The sequence below is a fragment of the Microbispora sp. H10830 genome, from assembly GCF_014161375.1.
GTDB lineage: Bacteria > Actinomycetota > Actinomycetes > Streptosporangiales > Streptosporangiaceae > Microbispora > Microbispora catharanthi.
In genome coordinates this window covers 99,042-114,812 of the sequence record NZ_JABBWX010000016.1, presented here as the reverse complement: position 1 = coordinate 114,812, position 15,771 = coordinate 99,042, and the positions used below count along the sequence as shown (strand labels likewise).

Annotated in this window: 13 protein-coding genes; 7 read left to right on the top strand and 6 right to left on the bottom strand. The window is 72.8% G+C overall.

The window, feature by feature from the left end:
- Window position 1 precedes the first annotated feature (1 nt).
- A complete protein-coding gene (locus HHX35_RS33360; RefSeq protein ID WP_220506194.1) occupies window positions 2–2,758 on the bottom strand; it encodes a helix-turn-helix transcriptional regulator in 2,757 nt (918 codons plus the stop codon).
- 153 nt (window positions 2,759–2,911) lie between these two features.
- Between HHX35_RS33360 and HHX35_RS33355 the strand changes: the two genes are divergently transcribed.
- The gene (locus HHX35_RS33355; protein ID WP_182902637.1) at window positions 2,912–3,463 is read left to right on the top strand and encodes a TetR family transcriptional regulator; all 552 of its coding nucleotides are present in this window, start codon (window positions 2,912–2,914) and stop codon (window positions 3,461–3,463) included.
- 24 nt (window positions 3,464–3,487) lie between these two features.
- Here HHX35_RS33355 and HHX35_RS33350 read toward each other — a convergent pair whose 3' ends face one another.
- Window positions 3,488–4,363, bottom strand: a complete 876-nt coding sequence (locus tag HHX35_RS33350; RefSeq protein WP_182902636.1) for a helix-turn-helix domain-containing protein — start codon at window positions 4,361–4,363, stop codon at window positions 3,488–3,490.
- A 149-nt stretch (window positions 4,364–4,512) separates the two neighbouring features.
- On the opposite strand from HHX35_RS33350, the gene HHX35_RS33345 reads away from it, so the two are divergent.
- Complete coding sequence (locus HHX35_RS33345) at window positions 4,513–5,439, top strand: alpha/beta hydrolase (RefSeq protein WP_182902635.1); 927 nt, start codon at window positions 4,513–4,515, stop codon at window positions 5,437–5,439.
- Here the strand turns inward: HHX35_RS33345 and HHX35_RS33340 are convergent, their stop codons facing one another.
- The gene (locus HHX35_RS33340; protein ID WP_182902634.1) at window positions 5,440–6,336 is read right to left on the bottom strand and encodes a CPBP family intramembrane glutamic endopeptidase; all 897 of its coding nucleotides are present in this window, start codon (window positions 6,334–6,336) and stop codon (window positions 5,440–5,442) included. It abuts the gene before it with no gap.
- A 144-nt stretch (window positions 6,337–6,480) separates the two neighbouring features.
- Here HHX35_RS33340 and HHX35_RS33335 point away from each other — a divergent pair, with 144 nt between their 5' ends.
- Window positions 6,481–8,454, top strand: a complete 1,974-nt coding sequence (locus HHX35_RS33335; protein ID WP_182902633.1) for a sensor histidine kinase — start codon at window positions 6,481–6,483, stop codon at window positions 8,452–8,454.
- A gap of 71 nt (window positions 8,455–8,525) precedes the next feature.
- A complete protein-coding gene (locus tag HHX35_RS33330) occupies window positions 8,526–9,155 on the top strand; it encodes a response regulator transcription factor (protein WP_139576437.1) in 630 nt (209 codons plus the stop codon).
- Window positions 9,156–9,174: 19 nt separating this feature from the next.
- Here the strand turns inward: HHX35_RS33330 and HHX35_RS33325 are convergent, their stop codons facing one another.
- Window positions 9,175–11,046: a CASTOR/POLLUX-related putative ion channel gene (locus tag HHX35_RS33325; RefSeq protein ID WP_220506193.1), complete on the bottom strand. Its 1,872-nt coding sequence runs from the start codon at window positions 11,044–11,046 to the stop codon at window positions 9,175–9,177.
- A 56-nt stretch (window positions 11,047–11,102) separates the two neighbouring features.
- Here HHX35_RS33325 and HHX35_RS33320 point away from each other — a divergent pair, with 56 nt between their 5' ends.
- Window positions 11,103–11,690, top strand: coding sequence for a nucleoside triphosphate pyrophosphatase (locus tag HHX35_RS33320; protein WP_139576296.1), 588 nt, complete (start codon window positions 11,103–11,105; stop codon window positions 11,688–11,690).
- Window positions 11,691–11,700: 10 nt separating this feature from the next.
- Entirely contained in the window at window positions 11,701–12,540 is an 840-nt protein-coding gene (locus HHX35_RS33315; RefSeq protein WP_182902631.1) for an EI24 domain-containing protein, read from the top strand.
- On the opposite strand, the gene HHX35_RS33310 is transcribed toward HHX35_RS33315, so the two are convergent.
- Window positions 12,513–14,105, bottom strand: a complete 1,593-nt coding sequence (locus HHX35_RS33310; RefSeq protein ID WP_182902630.1) for an ABC-F family ATP-binding cassette domain-containing protein — start codon at window positions 14,103–14,105, stop codon at window positions 12,513–12,515. The two genes, HHX35_RS33315 and HHX35_RS33310, sit on opposite strands and share 28 nt — an antisense overlap.
- 219 nt (window positions 14,106–14,324) lie before the next feature.
- Here HHX35_RS33310 and HHX35_RS33305 point away from each other — a divergent pair, with 219 nt between their 5' ends.
- The gene (locus HHX35_RS33305) at window positions 14,325–15,407 is read left to right on the top strand and encodes a DUF4192 domain-containing protein (RefSeq protein ID WP_182902629.1); all 1,083 of its coding nucleotides are present in this window, start codon (window positions 14,325–14,327) and stop codon (window positions 15,405–15,407) included.
- 7 nt (window positions 15,408–15,414) lie between these two features.
- Here HHX35_RS33305 and HHX35_RS33300 read toward each other — a convergent pair whose 3' ends face one another.
- Window positions 15,415–15,765, bottom strand: a complete 351-nt coding sequence (locus HHX35_RS33300; RefSeq protein ID WP_139576300.1) for a hypothetical protein — start codon at window positions 15,763–15,765, stop codon at window positions 15,415–15,417.
- Between the last annotated feature and the right edge of the window lie 6 nt (window positions 15,766–15,771).

Genomic DNA, 15,771 nt, shown 5'->3' with positions numbered 1-15,771 from the left:
TTCAGGCGTCGCGGGCCTTGCCGAGGGCATCGCGCAGTGCGGCGCGCGAGGTGATGCCTAATTTCGGGAAGACGCGGTAGAGGTGAGAGCTGACGGTGCGCGGGGACAGGTGCATGCGTTCGCCGATCTCCTTGTTCGTCAGCCCGCTTGCGGCCAGCTCCGCGATGCGGCGTTCCTGCCAGGTCAGCGTGGTCAGGTGCGACAGCGACGTGCGGGCGGGCGACCCTGAGGCGCGCAGCTCGGCCTGGGCGCGTACGGCCCAGCCTGCGGCACCGAGCCGTTCGAAGGACTCGGCGGCGCGGACCAGGACGGGCCGTGCGGCCTTTGGCCCCTGGGTGTGCCTGAGCCGGACGCCGTGGGCCAGGCGGATGCGCGCCAGCTCGAACGGGAAGCCGGCTCCGGCAGGGTGCGCCTCGGCCCGGGCGTACATGTCCTCGGCCTCCTTCTCATCGGCGGCCGTCATCGCCAGGGCGCCGTACGTGATGAGGGCCAGCCGGGGGGAGACGGCGGGCAGGCCGGCGTCGGATGCGGCCTGGGCGTGCCGGCGGGCCTGCTCCAGGCGCCCGGTGTGCACGGCGGCCTCGACCAGGTCGAGCAGCGTGCGTGCGGCCTGATGGGCGCAGCGCTCGAACGATCCCGGCGGCGTGATGCCGATGGCGTACAGATAGGCGGCTTCGTAGTCACCCTCGCTCAACGCCGCCGCCGTGCCGATGGCGTCGGCGATCTGGGTCAGGAAGCCCACGCCGCGCGGGCGGGCCCAGGCGTCCAGGACGGCCTGCGACTCCCGGGCCCGCTCGACCTGGCCGCGCATGGCGGCCAGGAGCCCCAGATAGGCGCGGGTGTGATGGGTGAACAGCGCGTTTCCGCGGGACGTGGTCAGCTCCAGCGCACGTTGTCCCGTCCGTTCGGCGTCGTCCCACTCGCCGGCGGCCAGCTGGCCGAGCATGATCAGGTGCAGCATGGTCATGCCGTTGGCCACGGCGCCGGTCTCCACCTCACGGTCGACGGCCCGCTGCAGGTAGGGGCGGTACTGGTTCAGCGTGTCCACGTGGTAGGCGGCGACGGCCAGGCGCGTGACGTCCCACGGTTCCAGCTCCGAGACGCCGGTGAAGGCCCGCTCGACGCGCTCGTGCACGCCCGCGCCGTGACGGACGACGTCGCTCCACGCGTCGCGGTAGATCGCCGAGCGCATGTCGACTCGGTTCCCCAGAGCGTCCATGAGCTGGCCGGTGCGGTCCCACAGCGCGGCGTCGCCCGCGTACTGGCTGACGGCCAGCAGCACGTTCACCAGCCGGGTGAGTTCTTCGGTGGGCTCGTGCACGCCGTCTTTCCGCAGGCTCTCGATCGCCGCCGCGACGTGGCGATGCGCGGAGCGTACGTCGCCGTCTTCGTACAGCGCCACGTAGGCGGAGGTGACGACCGTGGCGGGGGACTCGCTCGCGCCCGGCGGCGAGTCCGAGCGGACGAGTTGCTGCGCCTGGTCCAGGAGCGCGGCATGTCCGGCGATGAAGGCGGCGTCGCCGAGCCGCCTGGAGCGGTCGGCGGGGCTCTCGCTCAGCTCCGCCGCGCGGGTCAGCCAGGCCACGGCCGCGACCGCGCCGCCGCGCCGGGTCGCCGAGTCGGCCGCAGCCTCCAACGCGGCCGCCACCTCCTCGTCGGGATCCACGACCGAGACCGCCAGGTGGCGGGCGCGCCGCTCGACGTCGTCGCGATGCACCCGCGCGAGCTCGGCGTGTGCCGCGCGGCGCTGGTTGGGGGTCGCCAGCTGGACGACGGTGGTGCGGACCAGCGGATGCCGGAAGACGAGGTCGCCGGTGGCGGGGTCGGTGTCCAGGAGGCCCGCCGCGACCGCTTCGTCGGCCCCGCGCATGCGGTAGCGGGCGCCGGGGGCGCGGTTGCCGCCCGATCCCGCCCCGACACCGTCGAGGGCGCCGCGCAGCAGTTCCTCGCGTACGGGACCGGGCAGCCGTTCGATGCGGACGCCGTAGACGTGCTGCAGACGGCGCGACAGCGGGACGTCGCCGAATCCGAGGCGTTCCTCGGCCGCGCGGCCGGTGTGGCCGCCGTCCAGGTAGGCGGGCAGCTCCAAGAGCGCCAAGGGGTTGCCCATGGCGTGCTCCAGCACGATGCGCCGGGTCTGCGTGTCGAGCTGCGGATGGCGCATGTCCAGCAGTTGCCCGGCGGCCTCCTCCGACAGCGCCGCCACGGGGAGCTCGGGAAGCGCGGCCGTGTCGAACCGCGAGCCGACGTCGGACCGTACGGCGATGAGCAGCTTCACGGAACCGCCGGTGAGCCGGCGCCCCACGAACCCGCACACCTCGGCGCTGGAGGCGTCCATCCACTGACCGTCATCGAGCAACAGCAGAAGCGGTTTCTCCGATGCCGCCGAAGACAACAGGTCGAGGACGGCGATGCCGAGGGACATGACCGACGGCGCCGTGCCCTCGCGCAGCCCGAAGGCGACGTCGAAGACGACACGGCGGCCTTCGCCGAGTTCGGTCGAGCGGGGCAGCAGCGAGTACACGAGCTGGTGCAGGCCGGCGAAGGGCAGCTCCGCCTCCGCCTCGACCCCGGCGGCGCGGATCACCCGGTGGTTCTCCGCGGATGCGAGGCCGGCCACGTGGTCGAGCAGGGCGCTCTTGCCCACCCCGGTCTCGCCCCTCAGGATGAGGGCCCGCCCCCCGGCGGCCGTCATGAACGCGGACAGTTCCCCTCGGACGTCATCCCGGCCCACCATCGTCGAGACGAGCGACTCCACGCTTCCCTCACTTCCTCCGGTATGGCCGATCATGAGCACGTCATCGGACCGACGCTTTAACTGCCTCATACCTGTAGCACTTAACGACACAATGTCTCCCTGATTGTGACATTAAGTTCCGCCATGTGCTACGTGAAGGGATATCTTGGGCGGGTGAGAGCAGACGCGACGCGTAACCTGGAACGCGTCCTGAGCACGGGCGCCCGCATGCTCGCCGACGACCCCTCGGTGACCGTCGCCGCCATCGCGGCCGCGGCGGGAGTGGACCGCCGCACCGTCTACCGCCGCTTCGCCTCCCGCGAAGACCTCATGGCCGCCGTCTACGCAGCGCGCTACGACGCGGTCGAGGAGGTCATCAAGGCCGCCAGGCTGCACGAGGCCCCGGTCGCGGTCGCACTGCATCTCTACGTCGAGGGCATCATCGCCGTCAACCGCAAATGGCCCGTGGAAACGAGCCGAATGCTCCGCGAAGTGACGCTCCGCGAGCGCCGCCGCCGCCTGATCGACGATGTCGACGCCTTCCTGCGGCGCGCGACCGACGAGGGCCTGCTGCGCTCCGACCTGCCGCCCGGCTGGGTGGCCACCGTCCTGCCGCCGCTGATGGAACAGGCCGCCGAGGAGTTGTCCGAGCTGAGCGCCGCGCAGGCCGCCGACGTCGTGGTTGACACGCTGCTGCGAGGCGTCGGCGTCCCGCGGGCGCGCTGACCCCGCTCGGTGGTGGCGTGCGGGTCATCCGGACGTGGGGGAGAGGCTCCCGCTCGGTTGCCCGGGCGCCCACGAGGTGAGGATGCGCAGCGCGTCATCCGACGGCGAACCGGACTCGGCCGTGAGGACCATGAGGCGCTGTCCCGAGCCGTCGGGACTGCTCCACGTGTCGCAGTCGAGGGTGAGGTCGCCGACCAGCCGATGCCGGTAGCGCTTGGTGCCGTAGGCGGCGTTGTTGACGCGCCGCTCCGCCCACCAGGTACGGAAGTCGGCGTCCCGCACGGACAACTCGCCGACGAGCCGGGCGAGCTCCGGGTCGCAGGGATCGGCCGCGGATTCCATGCGCAGGGCGGCGACGGCGTCGCGGGCGTCGTGCTCCCACTCCAGGTGCATGCTCCGCATGATCGGGTCGGAGAACAGCAGATAGAGGTAGTTGCGCCGGTCCACCGGGAGCTGCGAGAAGTCGATGTACAAGGCGGCGGCGCAGGCGTTCCACTCGAGGATGTCCAGCCGCTTGCCCAAAACGATGGCGGGGGTCGCGGTGAGCTGGTCGAGCAGGCGCCGCATGGCAGGGCGCACGCGTTGCGAGGGCCGGCGCCTGCGAGGCCGGGCGTCGGTCTTGCCGGCCAGTTGATACAGGTACCGCTGCTGGTCGTCGTCGAGGCGCAGTGCGCGGGCCAGCGTGGCGAGGACAGAAGCGGACGCTCGGACACGGCCCTGCTCCAGCCGGGTGTAGTAGTCGACGCTGATCGCGGCCAGCTGGGCGACCTCCTCACGGCGGAGCCCCGCGACCTTGCGCCGGGAGTCCTGCTCGGGCAGGCCGAGGTCCTGTGGTGCCAGTTCTGCCCGGCGGGCCTTGAGGAAGGCGCCGAGTTCGCCCGGGCCGGATGCGCTGGTCATGTCCTCCATTGTGCGGACCTGCGGTGGCGGGGATGAGGGGCAGGTTTTTTCCCAGGCAAGAACTCGCCGCTTCTGCCTGTCCAGGCTCGCGACGACTGTGGACACGTGCCCGGCATCGTGCCGGGCCGGCTGACCACTCGGAGAGTTCCATGGCGAAGATCGACATCACCTTCCACAGCGCCGGCATCCCGCTCGCCGGCCATCTCCACCTTCCCGACACCCCGGTCGAGGGGCCGCGTCCGGCGATCGTCGTCGGGCACCCCGGCACCGGTGTGAAGGAGCAGGCCGCCGGCCTCTACGCCCGCCACCTGGCCGATAGGGGGTTCGTCGCGCTCGCCTACGATGCGGCCTTCCAGGGCGAGAGCGGAGGCGAACCGCGCGGACTGGAGGACCCAGCGCAGCGGGTCGAGGACCTCAAGGCCGCCGTCTCCTTCCTGACCAGCCGCGGCGAGGTCGATCCGGAGCGCATCGGCGTGCTCGGCATCTGCGCCTCCGGCGGCTACGCTCTCTCGGCCACCGCGGGCGATCGCCGCGTCAAGGCCGTCGCCACCGTCAGCGCCGTCGACGTCGCCCGTCAGTTCCGCCTGGGCGCGGACGGCGCCCAGGACCCGGCCGTGTTCCTCGGCATGCTGGACGCCGCGGCCCGCGCCCGCACCGTCGAGGCCCGGGGCGAGGAACCGCCGGTGCTGACCCTCTTCCCTGACACCGTCGAGGAGGCCTACGCGCTCGGCGGAGAGCACGGTGCCGAGGGCTTCGAGTACTACCGCACCGAACGCGGCCGACACCCCCGCTCAGCGGGCTCCCTCACCTGGAACAGCATCGACAGGATGGCGGCCTTCGACGCCTTCGCGCCGATCCCGCTGATCGGGCGCCGGCCGCTGCTCATGATCGTCGGCACCCGCGCCGTCACGTCCTGGATGAGCATCGACGCCTTCCAGCGTGCCACCGGCCCCAAGGAGATCTACTGGCTCGACGGCGCCAGCCACGTCGACCTCTATGACAAGAAGAACTACGTGGATCACGCCGTCGAAAGGATCGCCCGGTTCTTCGGCGAGAACCTGAGCCGGACGGCCTAGTCAGCGGGACGAGCGGGGGCGCCGCCACAGGCGGTTGGTCAGGAGCACGGCCACGGCCAGCCCCGCGGTGGTGAGGGCGCCGCCCTCGCCGACCATCCAGGCCGACCTGTCGTGCGCCGACGTCATCGCCTCGGCCACGAAGTACAGCGACGCGTTCATCGTGGCGTGGAGCACCAGGACCGGCCAGATGCTCCGCGTGCGCAGGCGCAGCCACACGAGCGGGAAGGCCAGCGTGACCGTCTGGAGCGTGAACATCAGCAGCGCGTACGGCACCGGCACGCCCTCCTCCACCGCACCCGGCACGAACAGCATCAGCGGGTAGTGGAACGAGGCCCAGGCCAGGCCGAGGATCACCGCCGTCGCGGCCGGGCTCCTGCGGGCGCCGAGCCTCGTGACGAGCAGGGAACTCCAGCCGAGCTGCTCGCCGAGCGCCAGGACCACGAACGGCGCCACGCCGGGAACGAGGCCGAGCACCACGCCGAGCGCCGGATGCAGCCCGGTGGACGCGGCGAGGTTGCCCGGATCGAAGCGGGCGGCGCCGGTCAGCCAGGCCGTGCCGTACGCGAGGCCGGTGCCGAGGACGGGCACGGCCCACGCGGCGGCGAGCGTGCGCCAGGGCACCCGGTGGAAACCCCAGTCCACGGCACGGACACCGCCACCTGCCAGGCACGCGACGAGCGCGGCGAGCGCCGGCATGAACGCCTGGCTGTAGACGGCGATCTGGGTGCCGATCGGGGCGTCGCCGATCCGGTTGAGGTCGGCGCCCTGTGAGACGGCGAGGGCCACGACGGGCAGCACGAGGGCGGCCAGGGTGACGCCGTATACGGCGAGCCGTGGCTCGCGGGCGGCGGGAGCGGCGGCCTCGTCGGGGACGGTGGGTGACGTGTTCGTTCGCATGGGCCGATTCCAGCGCCCCGGCGGTCCCGTCCGCCTGAGGGCCGGGTCCCGTTCCCGTCCCGGCGTCCGGGCCCGAGGGGGTCCCGGGTGGGACGGGACCCTGGTCCCATTCCCTTCGAGTGGGAAATGTCCAATGATGTCCTGATGCGAAGCGGTGCGAGGCCCCAATGGCTCTGGGTGATCCCCGTCCTGTGCGGGGCGGCCGTCGTCGCCGGCATCGCGCTCACCACGGCCGTGCGCGTGCCCGACAGCACCTATCTGGTGCTCGACGCGGTCGTCGGCATGACCTACCCCGCGGTCGGCGTGCTGATCCTGTCGCGGTGGCCACGGCACCCCATCGGGCGGCTGTTCTGCCTGAGCGGCGCGGGGCTGGCACTCCAGGCGCTGTCCGGGGGATACGCCGCGTACGCCCAGTCGTACGGGCTGCCCGGCGCCCTGCTCGCCGCATGGGTGACGAACTGGGTGTTCTTCACCGGTTTCGGGCCGCTCTTGCTGCTGCCACTGCTGCTGCCCGACGGACGGCTGCCGTCGCCCCGGTGGCGGCCGGTGCTGGTCGCGGCCGTCGCCGCGATGACGGTGCTCCAGATCATGCTCATGCTCCGCGATCGCGTCTGGGTCTGGGGACACGAGGTGCCCAGCTCATTCGGGTTCGTCCCCACGGATCCCGTCGCGGAGGTCGCCTTCGGCGTGGTGGTGACCGGGCTGGCCCTGTCGGGGGTCGCGGCGCTGGCCACCCGGGTCACGCGCTCGGACAACAGGCGCCGCCTCCTGCCGGTGTTCGCGGCCGTCGTCGCGGTGGGGCTCTCGGTCGTCGCCGACAACCTGCTGCCGCCCGACCCGCCGGTGGGGGTGTGGCTGCAGGCCGCGGCACTGCCGCTGTTCCCCGCGGCCACGGCGGTCTCGATCTTCCGATACCGGTTGTTCGAGATCGAGGTGCTGATCCGGCGCACCGTCGTGTACGCGCTGGTCACGGTCGTGCTGCTGGGGGCCTATCTGGTCACCGTGGCCACGATCGGCACGCTCCTGCGGACCGGGAGCGGGCTGCTCGAGCCGCTCGCCGCCACCGCCGTCGTCGCCGTGGCGTTCGCGCCCGCACGCGACGCCGCGCAGCGGGCCGTCGGCCGTCTGCTGTTCGGCAACCGGGGCGACCCGGCCGCCGCGCTGTCCCTGCTCGGCCAGCGCCTGGAGTCGTCGGCCGACCCGACCCGGCTGCTCGACCGCGCGGCGGAGACCGTGGCGCACACGCTGCGGCTGCCCGCGGTCGCCGTGCTCGCCGCCGACGGCACGCCGGTCTGCGCCGAGGGCGGTGTCCCCGCCGACGGCGTGCGGCTTCCGCTCGTGGTCGGCGGACGCGCGGAGGGGGAGCTGCGCGCGGCCCCCCGTTCGCCGGGCGAAGCCCTGTCGGCGGCCGACCTGGCCGTGCTCGACGACCTCGCCCGCCAGCTCGCGGTCGCCCTCGCCGCCGTGCGTCTCGCCAGGGAGGTGCAGACGTCGCGGGAGCGGCTGGTCATCGCCAGGGAGGAGGAACGGCGCAGGCTCCGCCGTGACCTCCACGACGGTCTCGGGCCCGGCTTGGCCGCCATCGGCGTACGGCTCGACGTGATCGAGGCCACCGCCCCGGACATGTCGCCGGCCGTGCGCTCGTCGCTGTCGGAGGTCAGGCAGCTCGTCCAGGGCCTCGTCGGCGACGTGCGGAGGATCGTCCACGACCTGCGCCCGCCGGCACTGGACGAGCTCGGGCTGGCCGGCGCCCTGGAGGACCTGGCGCTGGACACGGAGGAGGCGGTGGAGGCCGGCCCGGCCGTCACGGTCCGGGTGCCGGAGCCGCTGCCGGAGTTGCCCGCCGCCGTCGAGGTGGCGGCCTACCGCATCGCCCAGGAGGCCCTGGCCAACGCCCTGCGTCACGCGCGGGCCCGGACCATCGAGATCGTCGCCCGGACCGAGCGGGACGGACTGGTCCTGCGCGTCCGCGACGACGGCAGGGGACTGCCCGAGCCGCTCGTCGAGGGCGTGGGATCGGGCAGCATGAGAGAGCGCGCCGCGGAACTCGGCGGCGTGTTGCGCAGGACGTCCGCCTCAGGGGCGGGCACGACGGTGGAGGCGGTGCTGCCGCTGTGATCGACCCCAAGGCCGACCCTGAGGCCGATTCCACGGCCGATTCCACGGCCGATTCCGCGGCCGCCGCGCCGGTGCGCGTCCTGCTGGTGGACGACCACCCGCTGCTGCGGCACGGCCTGCGGGCGCTGCTCGAACAGGTCGGCGGCGCCCAGGTGGTGGGCGAGGCGGGGGACGGTGAGGAGGCCGTCGCCCTCGCCCTGTCGCTGCGGCCCGACGTGGTCGTGATGGACCTGGTGATGCCGGGCACCTCGGGGATCGAGGCCACCCGCCGGTTGATCGACCGCGATCCCGGCCTCGGCGTGCTCGTGCTGACGATGAGCGAGGACGACGCGTCGGTGTTCGCCGCGCTGCGGGCGGGCGCGCGCGGCTACGTCCTCAAGGGCACGGGCGGGGCGGAGTTCATCGCCGCCGTCCGGGCCGTCGCCCGGGGCGAGGCCGTGTACGGCCCCGCGGTCGCCCGGCGCATCCGCAGGTTCCTGGCGCCGGGCCCGGACGTCACGCCGTTCCCCGAGCTGACCGCCAGGGAGCGGGAGATCCTCGACCTGCTCGCGTCCGGCAAGTCGAACGCGGAGATCGCCCGCGCCCTGTTCCTCAGCCAGAAGACCGTGAAGAACCACCTGACTTCCGTCTTCGCCAAGCTCCAAGTGGCCGACCGGGCGCAGGCCGTGGTGCGCGCCCGCCGCGCCGGCCTCGGCGAGTGAGCCGTGGGGACGACCGGGCTCAGCGCTCGGCGAGGACGATCACGGAGTCCCCGGGAGCGAACGTCACGGTCCGTGACCGGTCCGGGTTGAGCATGATGCCGTAGTGGGGCGGGTTCCCGGACTTCGCCGCCACGCGGTATCCGATCGCGGTCTCGCCACGCCGCAGGGCCGACTCCACGATCGTGCGGAAGGCGACGGGCCCGCCGGTCGTCACGTAGTTCTCCACGGGCCGGGGATAGACCTCCGAGCCCGCGGAGTCGAAGAGGTAGCCGAAGACCTCGGCGAGGTGCGGGTTCTCGGCGAGCTGCGCGAGCAGCAGGCCGATGACGGTGTCGCTGATCACGATGTCGTCGGCCTCGGTGACCTCGGCGAGCGCCCGGTTGTTCTCGTCGTGCATCTCGCTCACGATCGAGTACTTCTCCCCGAGGGTCGCCTGCATGTCGCGCAGTTGCAGCAGCGTCATCAGCGTCCGGTTGTCGGCGTGGCGGGGATCGTACCGGTCGTCGGAGAGCACGATGACGTGCTGGTAGACGCCGACGCCGAGGGACTCCAGGGCGTACCTGTCGGTGCCGTCGCACTCCTTGACGTTCACCGTCAGGTTGCGCAGGTCCGCCAGGCCGGCGCCGGCGCCGGGGTGGTCGCCGGCGACGTCGAGCACCGATCCGGGGGTCACGTAGCCGTCCAGGTAGCGGATGATCCGCGCGGCCCGGCCGTTCCAGCCGAGCATCAGGGTTCGCTCGGGGGCCGCCGCCGGGGCCGTCGCGGGGACGATGTGCCGTTCGTCCGCGGGAGCCGTTCCGTTCGCCAGGCGGATGAGCGAGTCGTCCTGGGCGAGCACGACGATCTCGTCGGACGTCCCGATCACCGTGTCCGGCGGCGGGTTGAGCACCACACCGCCGGGTGTGCGCAGGCCGAGGACGGTCGCGGTCGCGTACGCGTCGAGGGCCTTGCCGTACGACCTGCCGGTGAGGGAGGGATCGCGGCGCAGGTAGATCTCACCGCCGTCGAAGTTCAGCAGATCCATGCAGACGACGGACACGCCGGACTGCCGGGACGACTGCACGATCAGCCGCGCGGCGATGTCGTCGCTGTCGACCAGGTGGACGCCGGGCCCTCCGGCCAGCCGGGCGGCGGCCATGTTGCGCGAGGAGGCGATGGCGGCGACCACCGGAGGATGCTCCCCCGCCCGCTTGGCCAGCGCGAGCAGGGTCTTGATGACGTGCGCGTCCGGGTCTTCCTTCTCGGGGGACAGCACCACGATCGTTCGCGCGGTGCTCAGGCTCAACAGATCGAGGTCGGTCGGCTCGGTGGGCCGGCCGGTGCGGCACACCAGGCGCGTCCTGCCCGTGTCGCCCACCCGGGCCCGGATGGCGTCCTCCATGGCCGGCTTGTCCCTGTCGGCCAGGATCGCGATGACCGAGCCGTGCTGGCTGGCGTGCGCCTTCGCGAGTTCGGAGACGATCGTGTAGAGCTGCTCGGACCAGCCGAGGATGACGGTGTGGCCGCTCTCGATGACGCGGGAGCGGCCCTTGCGCAGCTCCTCGATCTTGCCGCGCAGACCGGCGGAGAGCACGCCCACGAGGATGCTGACGATGAAGATGCCGCCGAGGGACGCGCCCAGCATGATCGCGAGAAAGGGCGCGGTGCCGGCGTCGCCGGCGATCTTGCCCGGGCTGAGGGCGTGCATGAGCGACAGCCACAGCACCCCGGGCCAGCCGTCGTGCCGGAGCGCCTCGTCGGGGGTGAGCCACACCGTCAGCGCGCTGACCACCACGATGAGCACCACCGACACCAGGGCCAGCCAGCCGATGAGGGCGCCCGTGCCCCTGGACATGGTGTTGTCGAACCAGTAGCGCGCACGCTCTTTGACCGTGGCTTTTGACACCGGCATCCCCCGCACGTGATCGGTAAACGTCAGACATAGTAGAAGCGACTAGGCTTGACCGTGTGACGGAACTGGTGCTCGCCTCGGCCTCGCCCGCCCGCCTCGGTGTGCTGAGGGCGGCCGGGCTCGATCCCAAGGTGATCGTCAGCGGCGTCGACGAGGACGCGATCACGGCCGGCACCCCCGGGGAGCTGTGCCTGAAGCTGGCCGTGGCCAAGGCGGACGCCGTCTCCCGGACGCTCGGCGACGGCATCGTGATCGGCTGCGACTCGGTGCTCGAACTCGACGGCGTCGCGTACGGCAAGCCGGGAACGCCGGAGAACGCGAAGGACCGCTGGCACATGATGCGGGGCAGGACCGGCCGGCTGCTGACCGGGCACTGCGTGGTCGACGTGTCCGCGGGCCGCAGGGTGTCGGAGGTGGCGGCGACCGTGGTGCGGTTCGGCACGCCGTCCGACAGGGAGATCGAGGCGTACGTCGCCAGCGGGGAGCCGCTGCGTGTGGCGGGGGCGTTCACGCTCGACGGCCTGGGCGGCTGGTTCGTGGAGGGCATCGAGGGCGACCACGGCAACGTGCTCGGCATCTCGCTGCCCCTGCTTCGCCGCCTTTTCGCCGATCTGGGCGTGCCTGTGACGACCTTGTGGCGCTAGCCTGCCCGCCATGAGTGGCATCGGGCGGCCCGCCGGACGGCGCGGCGTCGGCGGTCTCGCCGAGGGAATCGGTTTCTGCTTCCGGGGTCTCGGGTGGGTCTCCCGGCATCCCCGCTGGTGGGTGTTCGGGCTGATCCCGGCTCTGATCGCCCTGGTGCTCTACGCCCTGGCGCTGGTCTGGCTGGGCACGCACGCGACCGACGTGGCGGCCTGGGCGACGCCGTTCGCGGACGACTGGGGCTGGCGCGACGGGTTCCGCACGCTGGTCGGCGTGATGATCTTCGTGGCGGGTCTCGCGCTCGCCGTGCTGACGTTCACCGCCGTCACGCTCGTGATCGGCGACCCGTTCTACGAGAAGCTGTCGGAGCGGGTCGAGGAGGACCTCGGCGGGCTTCCCGGCGGCGGTGACCTGCCCTTCTGGGCGTCCCTGTTCCGGTCGATCCGCGACAGCCTCGTCACGCTCTGGTGGGTCCTGCTGTTCTCCGTGCCGTTGTTCGTGCTCGGCTTCGTGCCGGTCGTCGGACAGACCGTGGTGCCCGTGGTGGGGGCGTTCGTCTCCGGGTTCTTCCTCACGGTCGAACTGACCGCCCTGGCGATGGAACGCCGGGGTCTGCGGCGCAAGGAGCGCTTCGCCCTGCTCCGGTCGAACCTGTCCGTCTCGCTCGGGTTCGGCGTGCCGCTCTTCCTCGCGTTCCTGGTGCCGCTCGTCAGCGTCGTCGCGATGCCCGGCGCGGTCGCCGGCGCCGCCATGCTCGTCCGCATGCGGCTGGCGCCGGCGCCCGCACCAGAAGATCAGGCGCCGGGAGGTCAGGCGCCGGGAGGTCAGGCCAGGGACACGAGACCGGCGTAACCGGCGTTCCACATGTCCTCGACCCCGTCGGGCAGCAGCAGGACGCGGTCGGGACGCAGGGCCTCCACGGCCTTCTCGTCGTGGGTGACCATCACGACGGCGCCCTGGTAAGAGGCGACCGCCGCCAGCACCTCGTCCCGCGACGCCGGGTCGAGGTTGTTGGTGGGCTCGTCGAGCAGCAGCACGTTGGCCTGCGAGCTGACCAGGGTGGCGAGCGCCAGACGGGTCTTCTCACCGCCGGACAGCACGCCCGCGGGCTTGCCCGCGTCGTCCCCCGTGAACAGGAACGAGCCGAGGATCCGGCGCACCTCGCCGTCGCCCAGGTGCGGCGCGGCGGCGGCGAGGTTCTGGGCGACGGTGCGCGCCGGGTCGAGGGTGTCGTGCTCCTGCGCGAAGTAGCCCAGCCGCAGACCGGGACCGTGCACCACGCGGCCGGAGTCGGGGCGTTCCCGCCCGGCCAGGATCCGCAGCAGCGTGGTCTTGCCCGCGCCGTTGAGACCGAGCACGACGAGCCGGCTGCCCCGGTCCACGGCCAGGTCCACACCGGTCAGCACCCGCAGGTCGCCGTACGCCTTGGTCAGGCTGATCGCGCCGAGCGGGGTGCGTCCACAGGGGGCGGGCTCGGGCAGCCGGATGCGCGCGACCTTCTCGGCGCGGCGGACCGGCTCCACCGCGGCCAGCATGCGGTCGGCTCGGCGCGCCATCTCCTTGGCCCGCACGGCCGTCGACTTGCCGGCGCGCATCCTGTCGGCCTGGGCGTGCAGTGCGGCGGCCTTGCGCTCCGCGACCGCCCGCTGCCGGGCGCGTCCGCGCTCGGCGGCGTCGCGGTCGGCCAGATAGGTGCGCCAGCCGGTGTTGTGCACCTCCAGCGCGGCCCGGTCTGCGTCGAGGCGCCAGATCCTGTTCACGGTGTCGCCGAGCAGCGCGGTGTCGTGGCTGATCAGGACCAGCCCGCCGGTGCGGCTCGCGAGGAACGACCGCAGCCAGGACACGGAGTCGGCGTCCAGGTGGTTGGTGGGCTCGTCGAGCAGCAGCGTGCCCTGCCCGGCGAACAGGATGCGGGCGAGTTCGACGCGGCGGCGCTGCCCGCCGGACAGGGTGCCGACCGGCTGGGTCATGACCCGGTCGGGCAGGCCGAGCCCGGCGGCGATGCGGGCGGCCTCGGCCTGCGCGGCATATCCGCCGCGGGCCTCGAACTCCGCCTCGGCCCGGACATACCGCCGCATCGCCCGTTCCTGCTCGGCGGGGTCGGCCATGGCCGCCTCGGCGGCGCGCAGCGCGCGCTCGGCCTCGTCGAGGCCGCGGGCCGACAGGATGCGGGCGGCGACGGAGAGGGACGGATCGGCCGCCGCGGGATCCTGCGGGAGATAGCCGACCTCGCCGGTCCGGGTGATGGCGCCCGCGGCAGGCTGCAGTTCGCCGGCCAGGGTCTTCAACAGGGTGGTCTTGCCCGCGCCGTTGCGGCCGACCAGGCCGACGCGGTCGCCGGGGGCGACGTGGGCGGTGACGTCCGACAGCAGGAGACGGGCGCCGACGCGCACGTCGACACCGCGAAGGGTGATCATTTGTTGATGCTCCGGAGAAGCTCAAGGACACACGGGTGGCGTGGAAGCGGGTGTCCGAGCTAAGAGATCCGGGGCAGAGACATGGCGCCGAGTGTAGGCCGAGCGCCCGGCCCGGTGCCAACGGTTTTCCGGCTGCCGGGTTGTCCACAGGGGGACGGCTGTCCCCAGAACGCGCTTCGGCCGTCTTGGGGGCGCGGTCGTCCGGCGAGGCTTGCGGCCATGACGATCCCGAAGCTCGTGCTCTCCTCGCCGGCGGACATCCTCGCCGCCGTGCCCTACCTCGTCGGGTTCCACCCCACCGACAGCCTCGTCGTGGCCGGCGTTGCCGGCCCCGAGGTGCGGCTGACGACACGCTGGGACCTGCCGGTCGCCTCCGGAGACCTCGACCGGCTGGTCGCGCTGCTACGCCGCGAGGCGGTGACCGCCGTCTTCGTCGTCGGATACGGCCCCGGCGCCCTGGTGACCCCCGCCGTCGACACGGTGGCCCGGCTGCTGCGCGCCGGAGGCATCCGGGTGGCCGAGAGCCTCCGGGCCGAAGGCGGGCGCTACTGGTCCTACTCCTGCGGCAGCGCGAGCTGCTGTCCCGCGGAGGGCACGCCGTACGACACCGAGCGCAGCCACGTCGCCGCCGAGGCCGTGATGCACGGGCTGGTCGCCCTGCCCGACCGGGGCAGTCTGCGGCGCTCGGTCCAGCGGTGCGGCGGAGCGGCGATGCGGCAGGCCACCTCCCGCGTCATGGCCGATCTGCGGACGATGCCCGAGTCCGGGGGGCCGGTCGCGGACGAACTGGCCGCGCGGTTCGTGGCCGAGGGGCTGGCGCGGGTGCGCAGGGCCATCGGCCTGTACGACTCGGGAGGCCGGCTGGACGACGAGGGCGCCGCCCGGCTCGGGCTCGACCTCGCCGTGGTCAGGGTGCGCGACGAGGCCTGGGCGCTGATGGACGACCGTGACGCGCACGTCGCGCTGTGGCGCGACCTCACCCGCCGGCTGGAGCCGGGCCACGTCGCGCCCGCGGCCTCACTTCTGGCGGCCGCCGCCTGGCATCGGGGAGAGTGCGCGCTGGCCGGGATGGCGCTGGAGCGGGCGCTCGCCGCCGACCCCGGCTATTCGATGGCGCACCTTCTCCGGCAGGCACTGACGCACATGATGTCCCCCGCCATGCTCCGCGACCGCATGCCGACACCGGAGGAACTCGACGACGAGATGGGCCCTCCCCGGGCCATCTGGCTCGCGCCGCTGCGCGCACTGCTGGCCCGGGACCTGCCCGGTCCGGCCTCCGCATCGGCTCTGCGACGACCCTGAGCGGCCGTCAGACCGGGTCGCCGCCCTGAGCCTGTCGGCGGCGCTCGTTGTAGGCCCGCATCCGGCCGGGATAACCGGTGAGCTGCACGTCGTACACAGGGAGGGCGAGATCTCTGGCGACCTTGGCGATCACCGCGGGAGCTCCGACACGGCGACGGGTCCACTCCCCGTCGTGGGCCACGGCCACCGCGGTGGTGTCGGTCGCGAAGGTCTCGGGTTCGACGTAGAACTCGACTCCACGCCGGGTCTTGGCGAACTCGATGAGGGCCTCGATGTCGGCGTCGGTCGCCTCGCGGTCGAATTTGGCCACGCGGGCACCCCGGCGCCGCCGGAGCCCGTAGCGATCTCGCCATCTCATAGTGCT